General features: G+C 67.1%; 13 protein-coding genes and 2 pseudogenes. 5 read left to right on the top strand and 10 right to left on the bottom strand.

Translation table 11 applies throughout. The annotated features are described in order from the left end of the window. Positions 1 to 27: 27 nt before the first annotated feature. Positions 28 to 705 (bottom strand): pyroglutamyl-peptidase I, encoded by a 678-nt coding sequence (locus BcFMB_RS04115; protein WP_099721128.1) that lies wholly within the window; start codon positions 703 to 705, stop codon positions 28 to 30. A 233-nt stretch (positions 706 to 938) separates the two neighbouring features. Between BcFMB_RS04115 and BcFMB_RS04110 the strand changes: the two genes are divergently transcribed. Further along, complete coding sequence (locus BcFMB_RS04110) at positions 939 to 1,880, top strand: restriction endonuclease (RefSeq protein ID WP_157775083.1); 942 nt, start codon at positions 939 to 941, stop codon at positions 1,878 to 1,880. Positions 1,881 to 2,129: 249 nt separating this feature from the next. Here BcFMB_RS04110 and BcFMB_RS04105 read toward each other — a convergent pair whose 3' ends face one another. The 8 genes and pseudogenes from BcFMB_RS04105 to BcFMB_RS04075 form a co-directional block, all read right to left on the bottom strand. Next, positions 2,130 to 2,954, bottom strand: coding sequence for an IspD/TarI family cytidylyltransferase (locus BcFMB_RS04105; RefSeq protein ID WP_198405441.1), 825 nt, complete (start codon positions 2,952 to 2,954; stop codon positions 2,130 to 2,132). A gap of 43 nt (positions 2,955 to 2,997) precedes the next feature. Next, complete coding sequence (locus BcFMB_RS04100) at positions 2,998 to 4,251, bottom strand: purine nucleoside phosphorylase YfiH/LACC1 family protein (protein ID WP_418215005.1); 1,254 nt, start codon at positions 4,249 to 4,251, stop codon at positions 2,998 to 3,000. Positions 4,252 to 4,319: 68 nt separating this feature from the next. Next, entirely contained in the window at positions 4,320 to 5,888 is a 1,569-nt protein-coding gene (locus BcFMB_RS04095; protein WP_099721126.1) for a peptidase U32 family protein, read from the bottom strand. A gap of 635 nt (positions 5,889 to 6,523) precedes the next feature. Then, a complete protein-coding gene (locus BcFMB_RS04090; protein WP_024541021.1) occupies positions 6,524 to 7,387 on the bottom strand; it encodes an aldo/keto reductase in 864 nt (287 codons plus the stop codon). Between the two features lie 193 nt (positions 7,388 to 7,580). Then, entirely contained in the window at positions 7,581 to 8,165 is a 585-nt protein-coding gene (locus BcFMB_RS09510) for a DUF2207 family protein (RefSeq protein ID WP_157775079.1), read from the bottom strand. A gap of 757 nt (positions 8,166 to 8,922) precedes the next feature. Continuing rightward, positions 8,923 to 9,693, bottom strand: a pseudogene (locus BcFMB_RS09985) (DUF2207 domain-containing protein); the annotation flags it as partial. A gap of 80 nt (positions 9,694 to 9,773) precedes the next feature. Beyond that, on the bottom strand, positions 9,774 to 12,086 hold the full coding sequence (locus BcFMB_RS04080; protein WP_099721124.1) for a DUF2207 domain-containing protein: 2,313 nt from the start codon (positions 12,084 to 12,086) through the stop codon (positions 9,774 to 9,776). 685 nt (positions 12,087 to 12,771) lie between these two features. After that, positions 12,772 to 13,347, bottom strand: a pseudogene (locus tag BcFMB_RS04075) (LemA family protein); the annotation flags it as partial. A gap of 522 nt (positions 13,348 to 13,869) precedes the next feature. Between BcFMB_RS04075 and BcFMB_RS04070 the strand changes: the two are divergent. The 4 genes from BcFMB_RS04070 to nrdF all read left to right on the top strand — a co-directional run bounded on the left by BcFMB_RS04070 (position 13,870) and on the right by nrdF (position 17,877). Further along, positions 13,870 to 14,109 carry a glutaredoxin domain-containing protein gene (locus tag BcFMB_RS04070; RefSeq protein ID WP_099721122.1) on the top strand — a complete coding sequence of 80 codons (240 nt, stop codon included), beginning with the start codon at positions 13,870 to 13,872 and terminating at the stop codon, positions 14,107 to 14,109. After that, positions 14,106 to 14,531, top strand: coding sequence for a class Ib ribonucleoside-diphosphate reductase assembly flavoprotein NrdI (gene nrdI, locus BcFMB_RS04065; RefSeq protein WP_099721121.1), 426 nt, complete (start codon positions 14,106 to 14,108; stop codon positions 14,529 to 14,531). Before BcFMB_RS04070 ends, nrdI begins: the two co-directional genes overlap by 4 nt. Positions 14,532 to 14,587: 56 nt before the next feature. Next, positions 14,588 to 16,765, top strand: a complete 2,178-nt coding sequence (gene nrdE, locus BcFMB_RS04060) for a class 1b ribonucleoside-diphosphate reductase subunit alpha (RefSeq protein WP_099721120.1) — start codon at positions 14,588 to 14,590, stop codon at positions 16,763 to 16,765. Positions 16,766 to 16,902: 137 nt separating this feature from the next. Then, positions 16,903 to 17,877 carry a class 1b ribonucleoside-diphosphate reductase subunit beta gene (nrdF, locus tag BcFMB_RS04050; protein WP_024541030.1) on the top strand — a complete coding sequence of 325 codons (975 nt, stop codon included), beginning with the start codon at positions 16,903 to 16,905 and terminating at the stop codon, positions 17,875 to 17,877. A gap of 102 nt (positions 17,878 to 17,979) precedes the next feature. Here the strand turns inward: nrdF and BcFMB_RS04045 are convergent, their stop codons facing one another. Further along, entirely contained in the window at positions 17,980 to 20,628 is a 2,649-nt protein-coding gene (locus BcFMB_RS04045) for a polyribonucleotide nucleotidyltransferase (protein WP_099721119.1), read from the bottom strand. Positions 20,629 to 20,888: the final 260 nt, after the last annotated feature.

Raw genomic sequence — 20,888 nt, 5'->3', positions numbered from 1 at the left:
CTTCGCCGCGGACCGGCGCGCAGCCGTCTACAGCAGGATGTCCTCGCTCGTCGGCTGCAGATAGTAGCGCGCGCAGGCGCGCACGACGTCCTTGCCGGCCTGGATCTGCTGGCGCAGCGACAGGCCGTGCTGCGGATGCGGCTGCTCGTTGACGAGCGGCAGGTTGACGAAGCCGCCCATCGTGTCGCCGCGCTGCGCCGCCCACTCCTGCAGATGATAGAACAGCGCGTTGCAGACGAAGGTGCCGGCGTCCGAGCTCAGCGTCGCCGGGATGTCGTCCTTCGCGAAGGCGTTGAGGATCGCACGCAGCGGCAGTCCGGTCCAGTAGGCCGCCGGGCCGTGTTCGTTGATGTAACGGTGGCCGGGGATGACGTTCTCGGCGTCGGGACGCGTCGTGTCCTTGAGGTTGATCGCGCATCGTTCGAGCAGGATGCCGCGCGCCGCCCGCTTGAGGCCGGTCGCGATGACGATATTCGGCTGCACCTGCTCGAGCGTGTCGTGCAGCTTCGCCCAGCCGTTGCGGAAGCTGACCGGCACATGCACGGCGTGCACATCGATCGCGACATCGTGCAGCGGGTCCTCGATGTTGTTCCGGTCGACGTCGACGCCTTCGTTCGCGAGCGCGTCCGGCACGACAAGCGACGGGTTCACGCTGACGCCCTCATAGGGGTCGAATCCAGAAATCACGACGGTAAGTTGCTCCATGCCTCCCCAGTGTAGACGCGCGACGCCACCGTGGCGGGAATCGGCGGCGGCGCGCGTGCAATATAATCGTCATACCGACGCATCAGCGGGCATGGGCGCGGATGGCGTGCGCACGCAGGCCGCGCGATGTTCTCCGAGCGCCGAATGCGCGACGGCGCATCAATGACGGATGGGACGGAACGCCCGCACGACGTACGCGGCACCGGCGGGGCTCCACGACGGAGGCGGACACGATGACGAACTCAATACCCCAGCAGTATCTCCATTTCCTCTATCTGATCATCGGCGTCATCGTCGCGGCCGCATTGGTGGCGCTGCTCATCAAGCTGGTGCAGCTGCTCGTGCAGGAGGTCCGGCGCGACCGTTTCTTCAAGGAATACGGCGTGGCCGTGCCGAAATCCATACGGATGCGCAAGGCGAAGCATCCGCATGCGACGGGATCGTTCGCTCTGGGATATCCGGCATGGGCGGCGGCCAAACGTGACGGCACCCGCGACCGCCGTTCCAACAACACGGCCGTCATCCATCGTCTGAGCGTCATATTCGTCGGCCGATGGAAGATGCTGGGCAGCGACCCCTTCGCCGCCTACGCCTTCGTGCAGCAGCTGCGCGCCGCCGGGATACCGGTCGACTACTGCGCGGAGGAGCGGGCCAAGCGGGACGCCGTCCTCGGGCAGCTGCGCGCGCGGCGCACCGCCACGAGCATCGACGCCATCATCCAGAGCTTCAGCGGCAATCCGACGGATTTCGAAGGCTTCTGCGCCGACCTGCTGCGTCAGTTCGGATGGCAGGCGCAGGTGACGCCGCCGAGCCGGGACGGCGGCTTCGACCTCAGGCTCCACGGCCCGACCGGGACGAGCTACATCGCCGAATGCAAATGCTACAGCCGCAATCACCATATCGGCCGCCCGATGCTGCAGAAGCTGCAGGGCGCCAACATGACGGAACACGCGCAGGGTCTGCTCTTCATCACGACGAGCCGGTTCACGTCCGACGCGCTCGAGTACGCGCGACAGGTCGGCATGCAGCTCATCGACGGCGCGCAGCTCGTGCGCCTCTGCCAGGAGGCGGCGCAGTCGCAGGGCGATGTGCAGCCGCCCGAATCGGCCTTCGCCCTCACCCGGGCGGACCTCATGCAGCACATCCCCGCCGACATGCGCGGACAGGCTTGGTGATGCCCCTGAACGGCGCCGCGTCCACACCGGCGTCGGCGTCCTCCACCGCCCCCGTCCCGCAGCGTTCGTCTGAACTGGTTCCGGCGTGGATACCGGCGGGAACGCCGGAAAATGCTCCTCCTCAGCCCAGATGCATCCGGATGAACCCCGGAGACACACAGACCGGCAAGGGCGCGCCCATGCAAACGCGGCGCACGGGGCCGTAACCCCGTGCATCGCGTTTCGTGTTGCGCCGACGGCGCGGACGGTTCAGCTCAGCGCCTGACGGAACATCGCATGCACCTGCTGCTTGGCGGCGGCCTTCGTGATCTCGCCGGCGATGAGCGTCGCGAACGGCATGTCGTCGCGCGTCGTGACCTTCATGTTGAGCGGCGAGCCGCCGACGATCGCCACCGGCGTATCGGGCAGGTAGTCGACGACGACGCGCGTGTCGTCGGTCGGACGGAAGTCGGGGTCGTCGGACGCGAGCTCGTAGGCCTCGTGGATCGTCGCGAAGCGGAAGGCCTGCGGCGTCTGCGCACGGTACGAATGGCGCCGTTCGGGCACCGACTTGACGACCTGACGGTCGCCGAGGTCCTCGGTGAGCAACACCGTGTCCGTCGACGGGCATGCGACGGTGGCCGCGTCGAACTCCTCGAGCGCGTCGATGCAGCCGTCGATCTGCGCCTGCGTGACGAAGGGCCGCACCGAGTCGTGGATGAGGATCTTCGCGCCGCCGGGCACGCCGGCGGCCGACAGCGTCTCGAGCGCCGCGGCCGTGCTGTCCGCGCGTTCGGCGCCGCCGTCGATGACGGCACGCACCTTCGTGTCGCCGCAGTCGGCGATGAGCTGTTCGATCGCGGCACGCACCTGCGCGTTGACGACGACGACGATGTCGCTGACGCGCGCGTTACGCTCGAAGGCGTCGATGCTCCAGCCGACGATCGGTTTGCCTCCGACCGTGACGAGCTGCTTGGAGTTGTCCGGGTCGAAGCGCAGCCCCGAGCCAGCGGCGAGCACGACGGCGACGACCGGCACGTCCTTATGTTCCTGCGTCCGCGCGTCGGCGGCCGTGGTCATGTCCTGTTGTTCCATGATTGGTCCTTTGCGAAAAATCCAACGGTGGTCCGGCCGCGTCTCACTGACGCACGATGAGCGCGAGCATGCGACCCTCGCGGCTCTTGTGCGCGAGCTGCGCGCGGCGGTGCGAGAACCACAGCGGGTTCTCGAGCGTGCACATGCTGTGGCGGATGCCCTTGATGCGTTCGTCGAGTTCGGGGTCGCCCTCGTTGTCCTCGCGGCACAGCTGCTGCAGTTCCGCGTCCTGCGACAGGTACTGCGTGGCCGCGTTGACGCGCGGCTGCGACGAGAAGATGTGCTTCGGGGAGACGCCGGCCTCTTCGAGCGACTGCAGCGCCGCCTTGTTGATGTCGATGCCGGGGCCGCCGAAGCGCGTGAGCGTGAAAGTGCCGGGGAAGCGCGCGTCGAAGGCGTCGGCGATCTCGTCGCCGACCTCGTAGCAGTCGCCGCAGATCGCGGGTCCGAGCGTCGCGAGGATGTGCGCGGGGTCGGCGCCCTTGTGCTTCATCATCTCGACCGTCTCGGCGACGACGCCGGCCATCAGGCCCTTGCGTCCGCAGTGCGCGGCGGCGATGACTCCGGCGACCGGGTCGGCGAGCAGCACCGGCAGGCAGTCGGCGGCGAATACGCCGAGCGCGATGCCGGTCTTCGTCGTCACCTGCGCGTCGCCTTCGATGATCTGCACGGCGCCGTCGACCGATTCGACATCGTCGACGCCGTCGCTCGGCCGCTGCATGGCGATCGCGCCGTCCTCCTCGCGCACGGCGGTGCGCTGCGTGCCGGAGGCGTCGAAACCGAAGGTCGCGTTCTCGGTGAACACGTCGTCAGTGTCGATCGCCTTCGCCGAATGCACCTGATTGATGATCGACAGTTTCGCGTGCAGTTCGTTCGCGAGCGCGTCGCGGTTCGCGCGCACATGCGCCGGATCGTCGCCGGACTTGCCGCCGAGGTTGAAGTGCGCCCATTCGTCGGTGCTCACGCCGCCGAGCCGCGTCGTGTAGACGACGTTGATGCCGGGGGCGAGCACGATCGGGATCGTCACCGGGATCGGGTTGCCTTCGTCGTCGGTCGGTTCGATCGCCGAGCTGTCGAGGATCGCGTCGTCGTACTGTTTGCCGTCGGCGTCCTTGGCGTCGTGTTCGCGTGCCGCCTTGTCCTGCTCCTCCATCGTCTTCTTGCCGTGCGCCTGCACCGCCTGCAGCAGATCATCGAGGTTGATCTGCTGCAGATGGTGCTGGCGTTCTGCGTGCTGTGCGTCGTGCTGTGCGCTCGTCTCTTCGGGCTGCGCGTCGTGTGCTGTTGCTTCACTCATACCGCTCACTTTAGCGCCTGCCGCACGCCGGTGGCCGCCGTCCTATGCTCACGCAATAACGGATGCGGTCATTCCGCTTTGAGCGTCGGCTTCTTCGTGCGTGAACGCAGCGCCGCGTTGACCGGCACTTCGACGTCGAGCGGCAGCGAGAACACGTGCGCCGGATTGTTGACCATCGGCACGTCGTCGCCGTCGGCGTCGCGGATGCCGTGGTCGGGCACGATGTATTCGAGCGGCGCGCGTCCCGGCAGCAGGAACTCGACGAGCTGTCCCGGCTCGATCTTGTTGCGGCTCATGATCGTCACGCGGCCTCCTTCGTCGGGGCTCCAGCCGAGCGTCTCGCCGACGACGAGCCATTCGCGGAAGTACGCGCTGCGGTCGGTGTTCTGCGTCACCTTCTGCTCCGGGTAGTAGAAGCCGGTGCTGTAGTCGCGGTGCGCGACCTTGTACGGCTCCTCCATCAGCCAGTCGGGCAGTTCGACGTGCGGCGCCGGACGCACGGCGGCGTGCCGCCATCCGTCGGCTGTCTCCTCGGCGTACGCGCGCTGGCGGTCGAGGCCGCTGCGGCGCGCCGCGCGGTTCGAGATCTCGGCGTCGGCGGCTGCGTCGGTCGTGGCGGCGGCCGTCTCCTCGCCTTCGTCGTTCGCGCTGTCCCAGTTCGGCATGCCGCAGAACGCGGCGTCGGCGTTCGCCATGATCGAGTCGGCGCCGGCCGCGTCGTCCGCCGTCTCCCCCGCGCGCACGACGCGGTCGCGGAACGGCTTGAGCTCGTTGCCGTCCTCGTCCTCGAAGCCGCGCTGCACCATGTATGCGTTGACGGCGGTCTTGTACGCGTTCGTCATCGCGGCCACGTAGTACGCCGACTTCGAACGCCCCTCGATCTTGAGCGACGTGGCGCCCGAGTCGATCAGATCGTCGATGTGCGCCATCATGTTCATGTCCTGCGAGTTGAACAGATAGGTGCCCTGCGCGGTCTCCTCGACCGGGAACACCTGCCCGGGGCGTTTCTCCTCGACGAGCGAGTACTTCCAGCGGCACGGCTGCGCGCATTCGCCGTGGTTGCCGTCGCGGCCGGTGAGGTAGTTCGAGATAAGGCAGCGTCCGGAGAAGGCCATGCACATCGATCCGTGGACGAAGGTCTCGATGTCGAGGTCGTCGGGGATGTTCGCGCGGATGTCGCGCACGGCCTGCAGATCCATCTCGCGCGCGAGCACGACGCGGCGCGCGCCGAGCTCGTACAATGCGTTCGCGGCGAGGTAGTTCGTGACGCCGGCCTGCGTCGACACATGCAGTTCGAGTTCCGGCGCGATCCTGCGCGCGAGCATCATGACGCCGATGTCGGTGACGATGAGCGCGTCGACGCCGGTCGTCTTCAGGTCGTTGATGTACGCCTCGATCGCCGTGATCTCGTTGTTCCTCGGCAGGATGTTGAGCGTGACGTAGACGCGCGCGCCGCGCTCATGCGCGTAGCGTGCGCCCTCGGCGAAGTCCTCGATGCTCAGGTTGCGCGGCGCCGAGCGCATGCCGAAGGCCTTGCCGCCGCAGTACACGGCGTCGGCGCCGTAGTCGACGGCCGTCTTCAGTCCGCGCAGATTGCCTGCCGGCGCGAGCACCTCTGGTTTCACACGACGTTTCATGCCCGATTCCTCCTGTCGTCGTCACGCCGGACGTTGCTCCGCCATCCGCGCGACCCCGTTTTTGCCGCACCCCAGTCTAGCCGCAACGCCGCCCCGTACCGTGCCCGCCCGATTCCTTCCACATTCCTTCCACGCCCCGGTTCCTCTTCCCCATTCCTTCTCCCTTCCATCCCAGATTTCCTCCCGCATAGCGTCCCGGTCCGTCGATCAGCCCGACGGCCCCACCCGCAAAACGGGCCATTTCCGTCCCGACCCGTCAACCAGCCCGATGAACCCGACCGCTCCGTCCCGATCCATCGATCAGCCCGATGAGCCCATCCGCAAAACGGGCCATTTCCGTCCCGACCCGTCAACCAACCCGATGAACCCGACCGCTCCGTCCCGATCCATCGATCAGCCCGACGGCCCCACCCGCAAAACGGACCGATTGTGGGACGAACCGTCGAGCCAGTCGATAAAACCGACTGCAATCAGCACCGCGACCGGACCCCGGCCACCTCCTGCGACCAAGCCCCAGCCGTCCACCGGCCCAGCATGTGCGGGGCCGGCCCCGCACATGGCTGAACCATGCGGCGGGACCAGCCCAGACGCAGCTTCCGGAGCGAATCCCGGAGGCAAATCTCCCTCGACAGCCGTCAGCCGAGCGTCGCGAGCTCCTCCGGCGTCAGTTCAAGGTCGCCGGCCTTGAGCGAATCGAGGATCGTCGCCGGACGGTGCGCACCCGGAATGACGAACACGTGGTCGCCCTTGGCGAGCTCCCATGCGAGCACGATCTGCTGGTAGCTGACGCCGCGCCGTTCGGCGATCGCGCGGAACGGATCGAACTTCGATTCGTCCTTCGGTTTGCGGAAGCCGCCGAGCGGACTCCAGCACACGAAGCTGATGCCGATCCTGGCCGCATGCTCGAGCGTGTCCGCCGTCTCGGTGTAGATCGGCGAATACTGGTTCTGCACGGCGATCAGCTTATCGCCGAGGATCTCCTGCGCGATGTCCATCTGTTCGATCGACGCGTTCGACACGCCCGCCTCGCGCGCCACGCCCTCGTCGACGAGCTGCTTGATCGCCTCGATCGACTCGCCGTACGGGATGCTCGGATCCGGCCGGTGGAAGTACAGCAGGTCGATCGTGTCCACGCCGAGCGCGAGCGCGCTTTCCTTCGCGCGTCGTATCAGGTTCTCCGGCGACCCGTCGACGTCCCAGGTCGGCTTGCCGTCGGTGAAGTTGCGGTAGTGCCCGACCTTCGTCGCGATGAGCACCTCGTCCTTCGGACCGTCCCAGCTGGCCATCGCCTCACGCACGAGCTTCTCGCCGGTCTGCTCCTCGCCGCCCGAGCAGTAGTACGCCCACGCCGTGTCGATCTGGCGGCAGCCGGCGTCGAGCGCCGCATGGATCGTCTCGACGCCCATGTTCGGCCCCAGATTGTTCTCAATGGTCAGCGGCATTTCGCCAAGACCGATCGCCGTCGTGTCGAACGGCCCCATGTTCCTGTGCAGTACCATCGCTGCTCCTTCGCGGTTGTTGACGATTCGGCGCGGCGCCCCGTGCGGCGCGCCCCGTCACCATCATAGAAATCGCCCGGTAATTCCCGGCGCCGCAAGCGCGGCGCACATGGGGCCAGGCACGCCACGCAACGGCCCCGAGCGTCGCACCGCACGCCGCACGACCGCGCGCCGCACAGCCCCCGCGCGGGGCTCAGCGTCCGCCGCCCCAGCCCACGCCCGGACGGCTGTTCCAACCGCCCGATCCGCCGCTGAACGCGCCGGACGCCGCCGAGAGCACCTGCGCGACGTCGCCGAAGCCGACCGCGAACCATGCGCCGAGATCGACGAAATCCCCGACCATCGGCACGCCGTCGCGCAATCCGCCGCCATGCGCGTGTCCGCGGCGGAACGAACGGTCCATCCAGTAGACGAGCGAGTAGTCGTCGCCGCCGGCGGACGCCCATGCGGGGTCGGTCAGCTGCGCCATCGCCTTGTCGGCGATGCCGAACGCGGTCGCGTACACCATGTAGCGTCCCCACAGTTTCACGTCAAGCACACCGCGGTCGGCGAAATGGCTGAAGTCCTCGAGATATCTGCCGAGGCCGCGCACCTGCGCCGCGAGCCGCATGCCTCGCTCGTCGACGTCGTACTGCGTCTGCCTCATCAGCTGCACGCCGGCGACGACGGCGGCCACGACGACGATGACGATCGGCAGTAGCGCGCCTCCGGCCCTCCACAGCCATATCAGCGCCGCGAGGAACGCGCAGGCGTAGGAGAGGATGGCAGACGCGCGCACCCATCGCCCGCTTCGGGAACACGCCGAGCTCGCCCATCTCGGCGATGCAGCGTTCGTGGAACGAGCGCGACAGCTCGCGCGCGTCGTCGCCGTCGCCGAGACACTGCGCGCACTGCCGCGTGTCGAAGACGACCGATCCTAGCCGCTGGCCGGTCGCGCGCAGCATGTCGCGCGCCGCGCGTTCCGACATGCACAGCTGCCGTTGGCACGACGCCATGTCGAAGGCGCGCGGCAGCAGCACGATCGTGCTCGTCGTATCGTCGTCGCCCGCGCCGCGCGCCGAGGCCATCCGCGCGAGCGTCGTCGCGTCGGTCCTGAGCAGGTCGATGCCGCGGTACCGCTCCACCGGCCCCGGATACATGCGCGCGAATCCCTTCGTCACGAGCGACAGCATCGTCGCGCCCAGCTGGCGGCCGCCGAGCCGCTTGTCGGCGGTCACGCCGTTGGCGATGTCGTAGACGAGCGCCGCCGCGCCCGGACTGATCGGCGGCAGGCCGCGCCAGTACGGCATGATCGCCTCGAGCCGTCCGCGCAGCTGACGCTGTCCGAGCACGAGACGCATGCCGATCGCGGCGATGACGGCGGCGATGAGCAGCAGCAGGCCGCTGACGACGAGCAGTCCGCGCGCCGACGACTGCTGCTCGTACCGCCATCGCGCCTCGCGTTGCCGTTCCTCGTCGTTGAGCTGCCGTCCGCTCACCGTGTCCGTCCACGCCGGCCGTGCCACGCCGCCCTCCGGCAGCATCGCCGTCAGCTGGACGTATGATCGCGCGCGCACGTCGTCGATGCCGAACGTGAACATGCCGTCGCGGTACGCCGTCGTCGACGTGCCGTCGTAGTGCACCCACATCGTCGAGTTCGCCTCGTCGGCGGCCTGCGGGAAGCGCACCGTCGCCGAGAACCTGCGGATCGGCGACTCATTCGTCTCGTCGACCGGCTGCCAGTTGAAGACGTCGTTGCCCGGGCAGGCGGTGACCATGCCGGCGAGCGTCATCGTTACCTCGAAGCGCATGCTCTTCGCCGTCTTCGTCGGCGGGATGTTCCAGCCGATCTCGACGTTCTTCACGATCGACTGCGATGAGCCAGCGCGGATGCCGTTGGTGTGCGGATCGTATGGGCGCAGCATGTCGCCCTGCGTCGCGATGTACCACTGCCGCGCGTGCCGGATGTCCCAGCCGCCGTCATCGTACAGGCTCGCGTCCACCGGGTCGCCCTGCCGGTACGTCTCGCCGGTGCTCAGATTGCGCACCTGTTCGACGGCGACGTTCGTCACGCCGGATGCGGACAGCGGAATCGTGCGGTGCAACTGCTTCCATGACTTTGACGAGTCGCGTCTGCCCAGCCGGTAGTCGAGCGTCATCGTCACGCGCGTGTTGCCGTTGTCGAGCACCTCGATGTCGTAGGACGTCTCGTTGTACGACAGCGGCGCGAACGGCTGCCCGCGCACGGCGACGGCGAGCACGAGCAGCACGCCAGGCGCCGCGAGCAGCACGCTCGCCAGCACGATGTTCTTCGTCCGTTTGGTCATCCGTGTCCCCCGCCATGTCGACTATGCCGTTGCGCCGTCGTGTCGCCTGCGCCGGCCGCCGCATATGCGCCGCCGAACCGTCAACGGCCGCCGAAGGAGCCGCCGCCGGAACCGCCCGACGAGCCGCCGAACCCGCCGCCGGAGAACGAGCCGCCGGAACCGCCCGACGACGAGGACGACGGCGCCGCCGCCGAGATCGTCGACTGCACCGACGCCATGCCCGAACTCAGCTGTGTGCCGAAGTCGACGAAGCCGCCGGAGAACGCGCCGAAGCTGCCGCCGGCGAGCGCCGAACCGAGCGACGCGCCGACGATCGTGCTCGGCCTGGCCGACCAGAACAGCACGCCGGAGGCGGCTGCGTTGTCGTCGAGCCATGCGGCGTCGTTGACCTGCGGATAGGCGGCGGCGAGCTGCTGCAGCACCTTACGCGACACGCCGAGCGCGGCCGCGTACACGAGATACCGGCCCCACAGCATCACATCGAGCACCTCACGGTCGGAGAACTCGCTGAAGTCCTCGAGGTAGCGGTCGAAGCCGACGAGTTCGCCGATCGTGCGCTGCCCGGATTCGGTGATGCGGAAGTCCTTGTTCGCGATGCATGCGAACAAGCCGCAGAAGACGGCGGGCAGGCTCAGACAGCAGGTGAGCAGCACGTTGCCGTCGGACGCCATGAAGTAGATGCCGGCGAGCACGCCGACGAGGATGTCGAAGATGCCGAGCGTGACGGCGGCCGGCGACGCGTGCTGCGTCGCGCCGAGCGCGGCGCATTCGTCATCGCAGGCGTCGGTGAACAGCTCGACCGACAGATGACCGTCCTCCCACTGGCGGAACGCCTTGTTCATCTGTTTGATGTCGAACACCGGCGTGTGCAGCCGTTCGTACGCCTCGCGCAGGATGCTCAACAGCCGCTGCTCCGAGCGGCACAGTTCAGGCGCCGCGCCGCCGCCGTCGACGACCGTCGTGCCGAACACGCGCGGCAGCAGCACGATCGTGCTCGTCTTGCCGAGCTTCTTCGGATTCGTCTCGCCCGACGCGATCAGCCGCGCGACGTCGGCGGAGGTGACGCGGCTCAGGTCGATGCCGGCGTAGCGTTTCGCCTCCCCCGGATACACGGCGATGTACTTCTTGTCGATCAGCGACATCATCGTCGCCGCCATCTCGCGCGACGTGCGCGTCGCGGCCGGCGCGCGGCCGATCTTCGTCCACAGCACGGCGGCCGCGCCCGGCGTCATCGCCGGCACATCGCGCCAGTAGTCGATGTCGCTTGTCAGACGTGCGGCGCGCCGCGAGCGCAGCGCCGCGCGGATGCCGAAGAAGCTCAGCAGCACGACGGTGATCGCGACGGCGATCCAGATGCACAGCCGGATGACGGCGCGGCGGTGCTGCTGGTCGTGCCATGCGCGCTCCTGACGCGTCTCGTCGTCGATCGTCCACTGCTTCGCGTCGCCGTCGACGTGGCGTTCGACGCCGGCGACGTGCGCGTTCGTCATCATCGCGACGAGGTCGAGGTGCTGCCTGGAGCGCACGTTGTAGGCGGTGAATTCGAGGCCGCCGGGGACGCGCTTCGTGAGCGAGTTGCCCGCGTAGTGCAGCCATGCCCACGAATCGCGTTCACCGGTGCCCTTCGGGAAGGTCACCGTGCCGCGTACGACGCCGATCGGCACCATGTTCTCCGGGCCGAAGGGCTCCCATTGGAACTTCGTGACGTCGTTGTACTCGGTCGCGACGCCCTCCCACGTCATCGCGATCTCGAAGCGCATGCTTTTCGCCGCGTTCGTCGCCGGGATGTTCCAGCCGATTTCGATGTCCTTGTCGCGCGGCCGTTCGGGGCTTTCGTCGGCGTCGGCGTCGCTGTCGGCGTCCGTCGTCTTCGAGGCCATCGTGGCCTGCTCGTCAAGCCCCATCTGCGCGCGCGTGCGCGATTCGAGGCCGTCCACGGCAGGATCGTAGGCCTTGGGCGACGACGCGCCGGAGGTTACGTCGGCGATGTACCAGTGCCTCGCATATTCCCGGTTCCATGCGCTCGTCGACAGGTATTTCGGGTTCTTCGGTTCGGTCTGCGCGTACTCCTCGCCGGTGTCGAGGTTCTTCACGCTGACGTCGGTGATGTTCGTCAGCTGCGACGCCTTGAGCGTGTAGGTCTGGTACAGCTGCTTCCACGGGATCACGTCGTCGTCCGAGTCCTCGCGTTCGTGCAGTCGCACGTCGACGATCTGCCTGATGCGCAGGTCGCCGTCGTCGAGCACCTGCACGTCGTAGTCGAGCGAGTTGTATTCGAGGTCGGACGAATCCGACTCCTTCGCGATCAGGAATCCGATGCCGAACACGAGCGCGCAGATGACGACGGTCCAGATCACCGAGCTCAGCATCGAAAGCCATACACGTTTCTTCATGATTCTCCCTGCACGTGAGTTTTCCTCCGATTCCTTCGATTATCCCGGCCGTCGCGCCTCGCCCGCTCGCTTTTCTCAAAATCGGCTCCGTCGCCGGCATGATGGCCGTCGACCCGTCGCGCCGTCAGGCCTTTGCCAGGTCGCGCCGGTGGCCCGTAAGAAGCTCCCGACACGGCGTCCCCCACCGTATCCGCGCTGAGGAGGAGCATTTTCTTCGCCCACCCCGGGTATCCGCGCCGGAAATCGCATGCTGCCGGACCGAATACCGGTGCCTATCCGAGAAAATGCTCCTCCTCAGCGCAGATACCCTCGCACGCCGTGCGATTTTGCCCCTTTGGCCTCCCGCCGCGTCCCTCCCGGCTCGATGTCCGCGCCCCATTCTCCTCTCATGTGCGCCATACGGATCCGAAAACGACGGGGCGGTGGCGGCGCGCATCGTGCACGCTGCCACCGCCCCGAAGATGCGGACCGGATTGTCCTGTCAGTACTGCGGATAGCCGCCCGTCTGCGAGCCGTCCGCGGTCGGATACTGCGGATATCCGTTGTTCGCCGGCGGCTGTTGCACCGGCTGGGTCGGCATCGTCGGCTGCGGCTGCGCCGGCATGCCCGGCTGCGTCGGCTGGGTCGGCGCCGGCGAAGGCATCGGCATGCCCGGCTGCGCCGTCGGCGGCTGCTGCGGCTGCGCGAAGTTCACCTGCGGCACCTGGCGGTCGGCGTCGTCGACGTTGAAGTACGCGGCTTCGACGAAGTGGCACATGCCGGCGACGATGTTCGACGGGATCGTCTGGATCTTGTTGTTGTACTTGAGCACGACGTCGTTGTAGAACTGGCGTCCGTAGGCGATTTGCTCCTCGATCTGCGCGAGCTGCCGCTGCAGATCCATGAAGTTGACGTTCGCCTTGAGGTCGGGGTAGGCCTCGACGACGGCGCGGAGGTTGAACATCGCGCGCGACAGCTGGTTCTCGGCGTTGATGCGGGTCGCGAGCGACGCGTTCGGCTGGCTCGCGGCGCTCACGGCGTTGGCGCGCGCCTGCGTGACCTGCGTGAGCACGGCGTTCTCGTGCCCGGCGTATCCCTTGACCGTTTCGACGATGTTCGGGATGAGGTCGGCGCGTTTCTTGAGCAGCACGTCGACCTGCGCCCAGCCGTTCGTCACGCGGTTGCGCAGCTGCACGAGCGAGTTGTAGGTCGTGACGAACCAGACCACGAGCACGAGGATGACCGCCAGGATGACGATCAACGCGATGATGGGGCCGTTCATAAGCGGTTCTCCTTGATTGGCTGAGGGTGTGACGGCTTCATGCATCGCCGTCCGCCGTCCCGGTATTGTCCCGATTATCGCACGGTCAGCCAACAATGCCGGCCCGCATCCCAGATCCGTGGGCACGCCCGCACGTCCGGGGCGTCCCACCCGACGCGCCCGGCGGGCGTATCCCGTCCGCCGACGGCGCGGCGGCGCGCCCGTCGGCGGCATGTCCTGTGAACAACGTCACAGCCTCTGCCGTCGCCGTCGTCCGCACGTCGCCGACGCGACCCATACGGACGTCTGCCGACATGCGGATACTGTGGCCTTCCTCACATCCGCAACCACTACATCTAGTGTTTAACAACCACCAGAAACACCATGTATCGTTGTTCGGGCAGCGGCGCCACGCCCGCCGGCGACGGCCCCGCATATGCCGCCCGACCGGGATGCATGGCGCAGCGCGCCGCACCGAACCGCCAACCGCATACGACCGTCCGGAACCACGCCGGCCACGGCCGCCGGACGAAAGGAGCACCGATGTCCACCACGATCTACACGAAGCCGGGATGCCCGCAATGCACGGCGACCCGCCGCGCCTTCGACCGCCTCGGCCTCGACTACCGCACCGTCGACATCACGCGCGACCCGGCCGCGGCGCAGACGCTGCGCGACGCCGGGTTCCTGCAGGCGCCGGTCGTCATCACCGACGCCGGCTCCTGGGCCGGCTACCGTCCCGACCGCATCCGCCGCCTCCTCCGGCAGGGCGACGCGTCATGACCGGCACCATCGTCTACTTCTCGTCGGCGTCGCGCAACACCGAACGCTTCGTCGAACGCTGCGACTTCCCATCGCGCGGCATCGACGTGCGGCGCATCCCGCTCGCGCCGGCGGACGGCGCGCTGCACGTCGACGCCCCGTACATCCTGATTGTGCCGACCTACGGCGGCGGCGACGCGCGCAAGGCCGTGCCGCCCCAGGTGAAGCGCTTCCTCAACGACCCCGCGAACCGTTCGTGGATCCGCGGCGTCATCGCCTCGGGCAACACGAACTTCGGCGAGGCGTATGCGGCCGCCGGCCCGATCATCGCCGACAAATGCCATGTCCCGCTGATGTACCGCTTCGAACTGATGGGCACGGCGCGCGACGTCGCGACGGTGACCGACGGCGTGACGCGCTTCTTCGGCGCCCTGCCGCACTGACCCGTCCGCGCTCCATAACCCCGACCATTGCAGACCAACCGTTTCCAGGACCACCGATGACCCAGACCACACAGACCGCACAGCCCACCCACTCCCCCATCGTCGATCCGGGCGCCGACCCCCATGCGCTCAACGCGATGCTCAACCTCTACGACGAGGACGGCCGTATCCAGTTCGACAAGGACCACGAGGCCGTCGACGCCTTCCTCGACGGCCATGTACGCCCGCGCATGCGCCACTTCGCGAGCACCGCCGCACGCCTTGACTATCTGATCGCCCACGATTACTACGACCCGGCCGTCTTCGCCGCCTACACGCCGGCCTTCCTCGACGAGATCCACATGCGCGCCGCGAACGCCGGCCACCGTTTCGAGACCTTCCTCGGCGCGTTCAAGTTCTACCGTTCGTATGCGCTGAAGAGCTTCGACGGCGAGGAGTACCTCGAGGACTTCCCGCAACGCGCCGCCGCCGTCGCGCTCGCGCTCGCCGACGGTGACGAGGACGCCGCGCGCGACGTCCTCGACGAGATCGTCTCCGGCCGCTTCCAGCCGGCGACGCCGACCTTCCTCAACCTCGGTAAGGCGCAGCGCGGCGAGCCGGTCAGCTGCTTCCTCGTACGCATCGAGGACAACATGGAATCGATCTCGCGCGGCATCAACGCGGCGCTGCAGCTGAGCAAACGCGGCGGAGGCGTCGCGCTGCTGCTGAGCAACCTGCGCGAGGCGGGCGCGCCGATCAAGCACATCGAACATCAGTCGAGCGGCGTCGTGCCGGTCATGAAGCTGCTCGAGGACTCGTTCAGCTACGCGAACCAGCTCGGCGCCAGGCAGGGCGCCGGCGCCGTCTATCTGCACGCCCACCATCCGGACATCATGCGTTTCCTCGACACGAAACGCGAGAACGCCGACGAGAAGATCCGCATCAAGTCGCTCGCGCTCGGCGTCGTCATCCCGGACATCACCTTCGAACTGGCGAAACGGCGAGAGCCGATGGCGCTGTTCAGCCCCTACGACGTGGAACGCGAATACGGCGTGCCGTTCGCCGACCTCGGCATCAGCGCGCACTACGACGAACTGCTCGCGAATCCGAGGATCCGGCGCACCGAGATCGACGCGCGCGGGTTCTTCACGACGCTCGCGCAGATCCAGTTCGAATCCGGCTACCCGTACATCCTGTTCGAGGACACGGCGAACCGCGCGAACCCGATCGCCGGCCATATCACGATGAGCAACCTGTGCTCGGAGATCCTGCAGGTGCAGGAGCCGAGCACCTACCGCGAGGACCTCGCCTACGACCACGTCGGGCGCGACGTCAGCTGCAACCTCGGCTCGCTCAACATCGCGCGCGCGATGGACGCGGGGCTCGCGCGTCCAGTGCGCACGGCGATCCGCGCGCTCACCGCCGTCGCCGAACACACGCGCATCGACGCGGTGCCGTCGATCCGCCGCGCGAACGACGAAGGCCACGCGATCGGACTGGGGCAGATGAACCTGCACGGCTTCCTTGCGCGCGAAGGCATCCGCTACGGCTCGCCGGAGGCGCTCGACTTCACGAACCTGTACTTCATGACGGTCGCCTACCACGCCTACACGGCCTCACACGAGCTCGCCGTCGAACACGGCCGCGCATTCGCCGGCTTCGAGGATTCCGCCTATGCGAAGCCGGCCGGCGCCGGCAACCATTTCGACAAGTATCTCGACGGATCGGTCGACATCGCGCCGCGCACCGAACGTGTGGCCGAGCTGTTCGCCGGCTGCGGCGTGGAGGTTCCGACCGCCGACGACTGGCGCGCGCTGCAGCGCGCGATCATGCGCGACGGCATCTACAACCAGTATCTGCAGGCGGTGCCGCCGACCGGCTCGATCTCGTACATCAACCACGCCACGAGCTCGATCCACCCGATCGCCGCAAAGATCGAGATACGCAAGGAGGGCAAGACCGGCCGCATGTACTACCCGGCCCCGTACATGACGAACGACAACCTCGAACTGTACGCCGACGCCTACGAGATCGGCTGGAAGGCAATCGTCGACACCTATGCCGAGGCGACGCGGCACATCGACCAGGGACTCTCGCTGACGCTGTTCTTCCCGGACACGGCGACGACGCGAGAGCTCAACCAGGCGCAGATCTACGCGTGGCGCAAAGGCATCAAGACGCTCTACTACATCCGCATCCGCCAGCGTGCGCTCGAAGGCACCGCCGTCGACGGCTGCGTCAGCTGCACGTTGTGAGCGCACGCCACAACCGGCCGATCCGTCCGATGCGACCGACCCAACCAATCCGACCAATCCAACCAATCCGACCAATCCGACCAATCCGACCAATCCGACCAACACCAACCGAACCATCCGATTCCGAAGGAGCATCCATGGCACCGCACACCGCACTCATCGACCGCGTCACCGCAATCAACTGGAACCGTCTCGAGGACGACAAGGACCTCGAAGTCTGGGACCGTCTCACCGGCAACTTCTGGCTGCCGGAGAAGGTGCCGGTCTCGAACGACATCCCCGATTGGCGCACGATGAGCGATGCCGAACGCACGCTGACGATGCGCGTGTTCACCGGACTCACGTTGCTCGACACGATCCAGGGCACCGTCGGCGCCGTCAGCCTGATCCCGGACGCGCTCACGCCGCACGAGGAGGCCGTGTACACGAACATCGCGTTCATGGAAAGCGTGCATGCGAAAAGCTATTCGTCGATCTTCTCGACGCTGTGCTCGACGGCGCAGATCGACGAGGCCTTCTCATGGAGCGAACGCAACCCGCATCTGCAGCGCAAGGCGCAAATCGTGCTCGACTATTACGAGGGCGACGACCCGCTCAAGCGCAAGGTCGCCTCGACGCTGCTCGAATCGTTCCTGTTCTATTCGGGCTTCTATCTGCCGATGTACTTCTCGGCGCACGCGAAGCTGACGAACACGGCCGACGTGATCCGTCTGATCATCCGCGACGAGGCCGTGCACGGCTACTACATCGGCTACAAGTACCAGCGGGGCCTCGAACTGGCCGACGACGCGAAGCGCGCCGAAATGGAACGCTACACCTACGATCTGCTCGACGAGCTCTACGAGAACGAGGTCGCGTACACGCATTCGCTGTACGACGAGGTCGGTCTGGCGGACGACGTCGAGAAGTTCCTGCACTACAACGCGAACAAGGCGCTGATGAACCTCGGCTACCCGGCGCTGTTCCCCGCCGAGATCTGCGACGTGAACCCGGCGATCCTCGCCGCGCTCGCACCCGACGCCGACGAGAACCACGATTTCTTCTCCGGCTCCGGCAGCTCCTATGTGATGGGCAAGGCCGAGCAGACCGACGACGACGATTGGGATTTCTGATTCCGGGCCGCCGCGGGCAACGGCAACGATGAGGGCCCCGCCGTCCATCAGGACGGCGGGGCCCTCATCGTTCAGCGGCCGGACTCGGCCGGCGCCCATCGATCAGTCCTCGAAGGGATCGAAATCGCGACGCACACGGCGGCGCGGACGCTCGTGACGCTCCTCGCGTCCCGCACGGTACTCGTCGTAGTTCTCGTCGGCGGCGTAGCGCGGGTTGTGGTCGTCGGAACGGCGGCGGCGCGGACGATCATCGCGGTCGCGATCGTCGTCATGGCGGCGAGAACGGCGCGGACGGTCGTCATAGTCGCGGTCACGGTCGTCGGAACGGCGGCGGCGCGGACGGTCGTCATAGTCATCGTCGTCATAGTCGCGGCGGCGCGGACGGTCGTCATAGTCACGGTCGGCACGGCGGTCGTCGCGGTCATCGCGGCGGCGGCGCGGACGATCGTCACGATCGTCGTCGTCACGGCGGCGCGGACGGCGCGGACGGTCGTCGCGGTCGTCGCGGCGGCGGTCGTCGCGGCGGGCGGCGCCGGCGTTGCTCTCCTGGTTCTCATACCCCGGGATCGCGAGCGAGATCTTGCCGCGGTCGTCGACGCCCTGGACGACGACCTCGACGGTGTCGCCCTCCTTGAGCACATCCTCGACCGAGTCGATGCGCTCGCCGTCGGCGAGGTTGCGGATCTGCGAGATGTGCAGCAGGCCGTCAGTGCCCGGCGTCAGGTTGACGAAGGCGCCGAAGCTCGTCGTCTTGACGACCTTGCCGTTGTAGGTCTCGCCGGCCTGGGGCACGTGCGGGTTGGCGATCTGGTCGATGATCTCCTTCGCCTTCTGCGCGGCCTCGCCGCCTTCGGAGGCGATGTAGACGGTGCCGTCGTCCTCGATCGTGATCTCGGCGCCGGTGTCCTCCTGAATCTGGTTGATCATCTTGCCCTTCGGGCCGATGACCTCGCCGATCTTGTCGACCGGGACCGTCGTCGTGATGATGCGCGGCGCGAACGGGCTCATCTCGGCCGGGCCGTCGATGCACTCGTTGATGACCTCGAGGATCGTCGTGCGCGCCTCGTGCGCCTGCTTGAGCGCGCCGGCGAGCACGTCGGCCGGAATGCCGTCGAGCTTCGTGTCGAGCTGCAGCGCGGTGATGAAGTCGGCGGTGCCGGCGACCTTGAAGTCCATGTCGCCGAAGGCGTCCTCGGCGCCGAGGATGTCGGTGAGCGTCTTGTAGACGTGCTGACCGTCCACGTCACCGGAGACGAGGCCCATTGCGATGCCCGCGACCGGGGCCTTGAGCGGGACGCCTGCGTCAAGCAGCGACAGCGTGCTCGCACACACCGAACCCATCGACGTCGAACCGTTCGAACCGATGGCCTCGGAGACCTGACGGATCGCGTAGGGGAACTCCTCTCGGCTCGGCAGCACCGGCACGATCGCCTTCTCGGCGAGCGCGCCGTGGCCGATCTCGCGGCGCTTCGGCGAACCGACGCGACCGGTTTCGCCGGTCGAATACGGCGGCATCTCGTAGTTGTGCATGTAGCGCTTCGTCTGCGGGCCGCTCAGCGCGTCGATCTGCTGCTCCATCTTGAGCATGTTGAGCGTCGTGACGCCGAGGATCTGCGTCTCGCCACGCTGGAACAGCGCCGAGCCGTGCACGCGCGGCACAATGCCCACTTCGGCGGACAGCGTGCGGATGTCGCGCAGGCCACGGCCGTCGATGCGGTAGTCCTGCGTGAGGATGCGGCGGCGCACGATCTGGCGCTGCAGCTCCTTGAACGCGTTGCCGAGTTCCTTTTCCTTCTCGGCGTCGTCCATGTCGGTGAACTCAAGCGCGAGCGTGTCGCGGACCTTCTGCTTGATCTCGGAGATACGCTCCTGACGCGGCAGCTTCTCGGCGATCGACAGGGCCTCGTCGAGGTCGGCGTGCGCGATCTCGTCGATGCGGTTGTAGAGCTCCTCGGTGTACTCCGGGAAGAGCGGGAAGTCGCGCGTCTCCTTCGCGGCGATCTTCTTGAGCTCGTTCTGCGCATCGCACAGGACCTTGATGAACGGCTTGGCGGCCTCGAGGCCACCGGCGACGACCTCCTCGTCCGGCTTCGTCTGGCCCTCGTCGTAGATGAGGTTCCATGCGTTCTTGCCGGCACCCGCCTCGATCATCGCGATCGCGACGTCGCCGTTGTCGACGACACGGCCGGCGACGACGATCTCGAAGACGGCGCGCTCGCGTTCGCTCCAGCGCGGGAACGCGACCCACTGGCCGTCGATGAGCGCGAGGCGCACGCCGCCGACCGGGCCTTCGAACGGCAGGCCGGAGATCAGCGTCGACGCCGATGCGGCGTTGAGCGCGATCATGTCATACGAATCCTCCGGGTTCACCGCGAGGATCGTCTCGACGACCTGCACCTCGTTGCGCAGCGTGTGCGGGAACAACGGGCGCAGCGGGCGGTCGATGATGCGGCACGCCAGGATCGCCTCGGAGCTCGGGCGGCCTTCGCGACGGAAGAACGAGCCCGGGATCTTGCCCGCGGCATACATCTTCTCCTCAACGTCAACGGTGAGCGGGAAGAAGTCGTAGTTCTCCTTCGGGCTGCTGCCCGCGGTGGTGGTGGACAGGACCATCGAATCGTCGTCCAGATACGCGGCGACGGCGCCGTCCGCCTGCTGGGCGAGACGGCCGGTTTCGAAGCGCACCGTGCGCTTGCCATACGAACCGTTGTCGATGACGGCTTCTACCGCCTTGATTTCGGGACCCTCCATAGGGTTCCTCCTTTTTCTTTTCTGTTGTTACTACTGTTCTGCAAACATCCTCGTCGGGCCATCGATGGCTTCCGATGACCGTGATTGATTATGTTGTCCGCGGGTGTTTCGTCCCACGCGCCCCGCGATTCATCAGCCTGACGAATCCCCCGGGCCTCTTTGGGATCCGGACCTCTCCTGGTCCGGTCTCCGCCAGTGTCTCATTGTAATACCGCCGGCCTGTGCTCATCCCTCTATGCCACCGGCTATATCGTCGCGCG

It is taken from the genome of Bifidobacterium choerinum, assembly GCF_002761235.1.
Classification (GTDB): Bacteria; Actinomycetota; Actinomycetes; order Actinomycetales; family Bifidobacteriaceae; genus Bifidobacterium; species Bifidobacterium choerinum.
Note: the sequence above shows the minus strand (reverse complement) of the source record. Positions and strands in the feature narration are given on the sequence as shown.

What these genes read in the sequence shown, in the direction of transcription:
- nrdF (WP_024541030.1), top strand. Translation starts at nt 16,903, where the DNA reads ATGGCACCGCACACCGCACTCATCGACCGCGTCACCGCAATCAACTGG.
- BcFMB_RS04105 (WP_198405441.1), bottom strand. Translation starts at nt 2,954, where the DNA reads ATGGAACAACAGGACATGACCACGGCCGCCGACGCGCGGACGCAGGAA.
- BcFMB_RS04045 (WP_099721119.1), bottom strand. Translation starts at nt 20,628, where the DNA reads ATGGAGGGTCCCGAAATCAAGGCGGTAGAAGCCGTCATCGACAACGGT.
- nrdI (WP_099721121.1), top strand. Translation starts at nt 14,106, where the DNA reads ATGACCGGCACCATCGTCTACTTCTCGTCGGCGTCGCGCAACACCGAA.
- BcFMB_RS04070 (WP_099721122.1), top strand. Translation starts at nt 13,870, where the DNA reads ATGTCCACCACGATCTACACGAAGCCGGGATGCCCGCAATGCACGGCG.
- BcFMB_RS04115 (WP_099721128.1), bottom strand. Translation starts at nt 705, where the DNA reads ATGGAGCAACTTACCGTCGTGATTTCTGGATTCGACCCCTATGAGGGC.
- nrdE (WP_099721120.1), top strand. Translation starts at nt 14,588, where the DNA reads ATGACCCAGACCACACAGACCGCACAGCCCACCCACTCCCCCATCGTC.
- BcFMB_RS04095 (WP_099721126.1), bottom strand. Translation starts at nt 5,888, where the DNA reads ATGAAACGTCGTGTGAAACCAGAGGTGCTCGCGCCGGCAGGCAATCTG.
- BcFMB_RS04090 (WP_024541021.1), bottom strand. Translation starts at nt 7,387, where the DNA reads ATGGTACTGCACAGGAACATGGGGCCGTTCGACACGACGGCGATCGGT.
- BcFMB_RS04080 (WP_099721124.1), bottom strand. Translation starts at nt 12,086, where the DNA reads ATGAAGAAACGTGTATGGCTTTCGATGCTGAGCTCGGTGATCTGGACC.
- BcFMB_RS04100 (WP_418215005.1), bottom strand. Translation starts at nt 4,251, where the DNA reads ATGAGTGAAGCAACAGCACACGACGCGCAGCCCGAAGAGACGAGCGCA.
- BcFMB_RS04110 (WP_157775083.1), top strand. Translation starts at nt 939, where the DNA reads ATGACGAACTCAATACCCCAGCAGTATCTCCATTTCCTCTATCTGATC.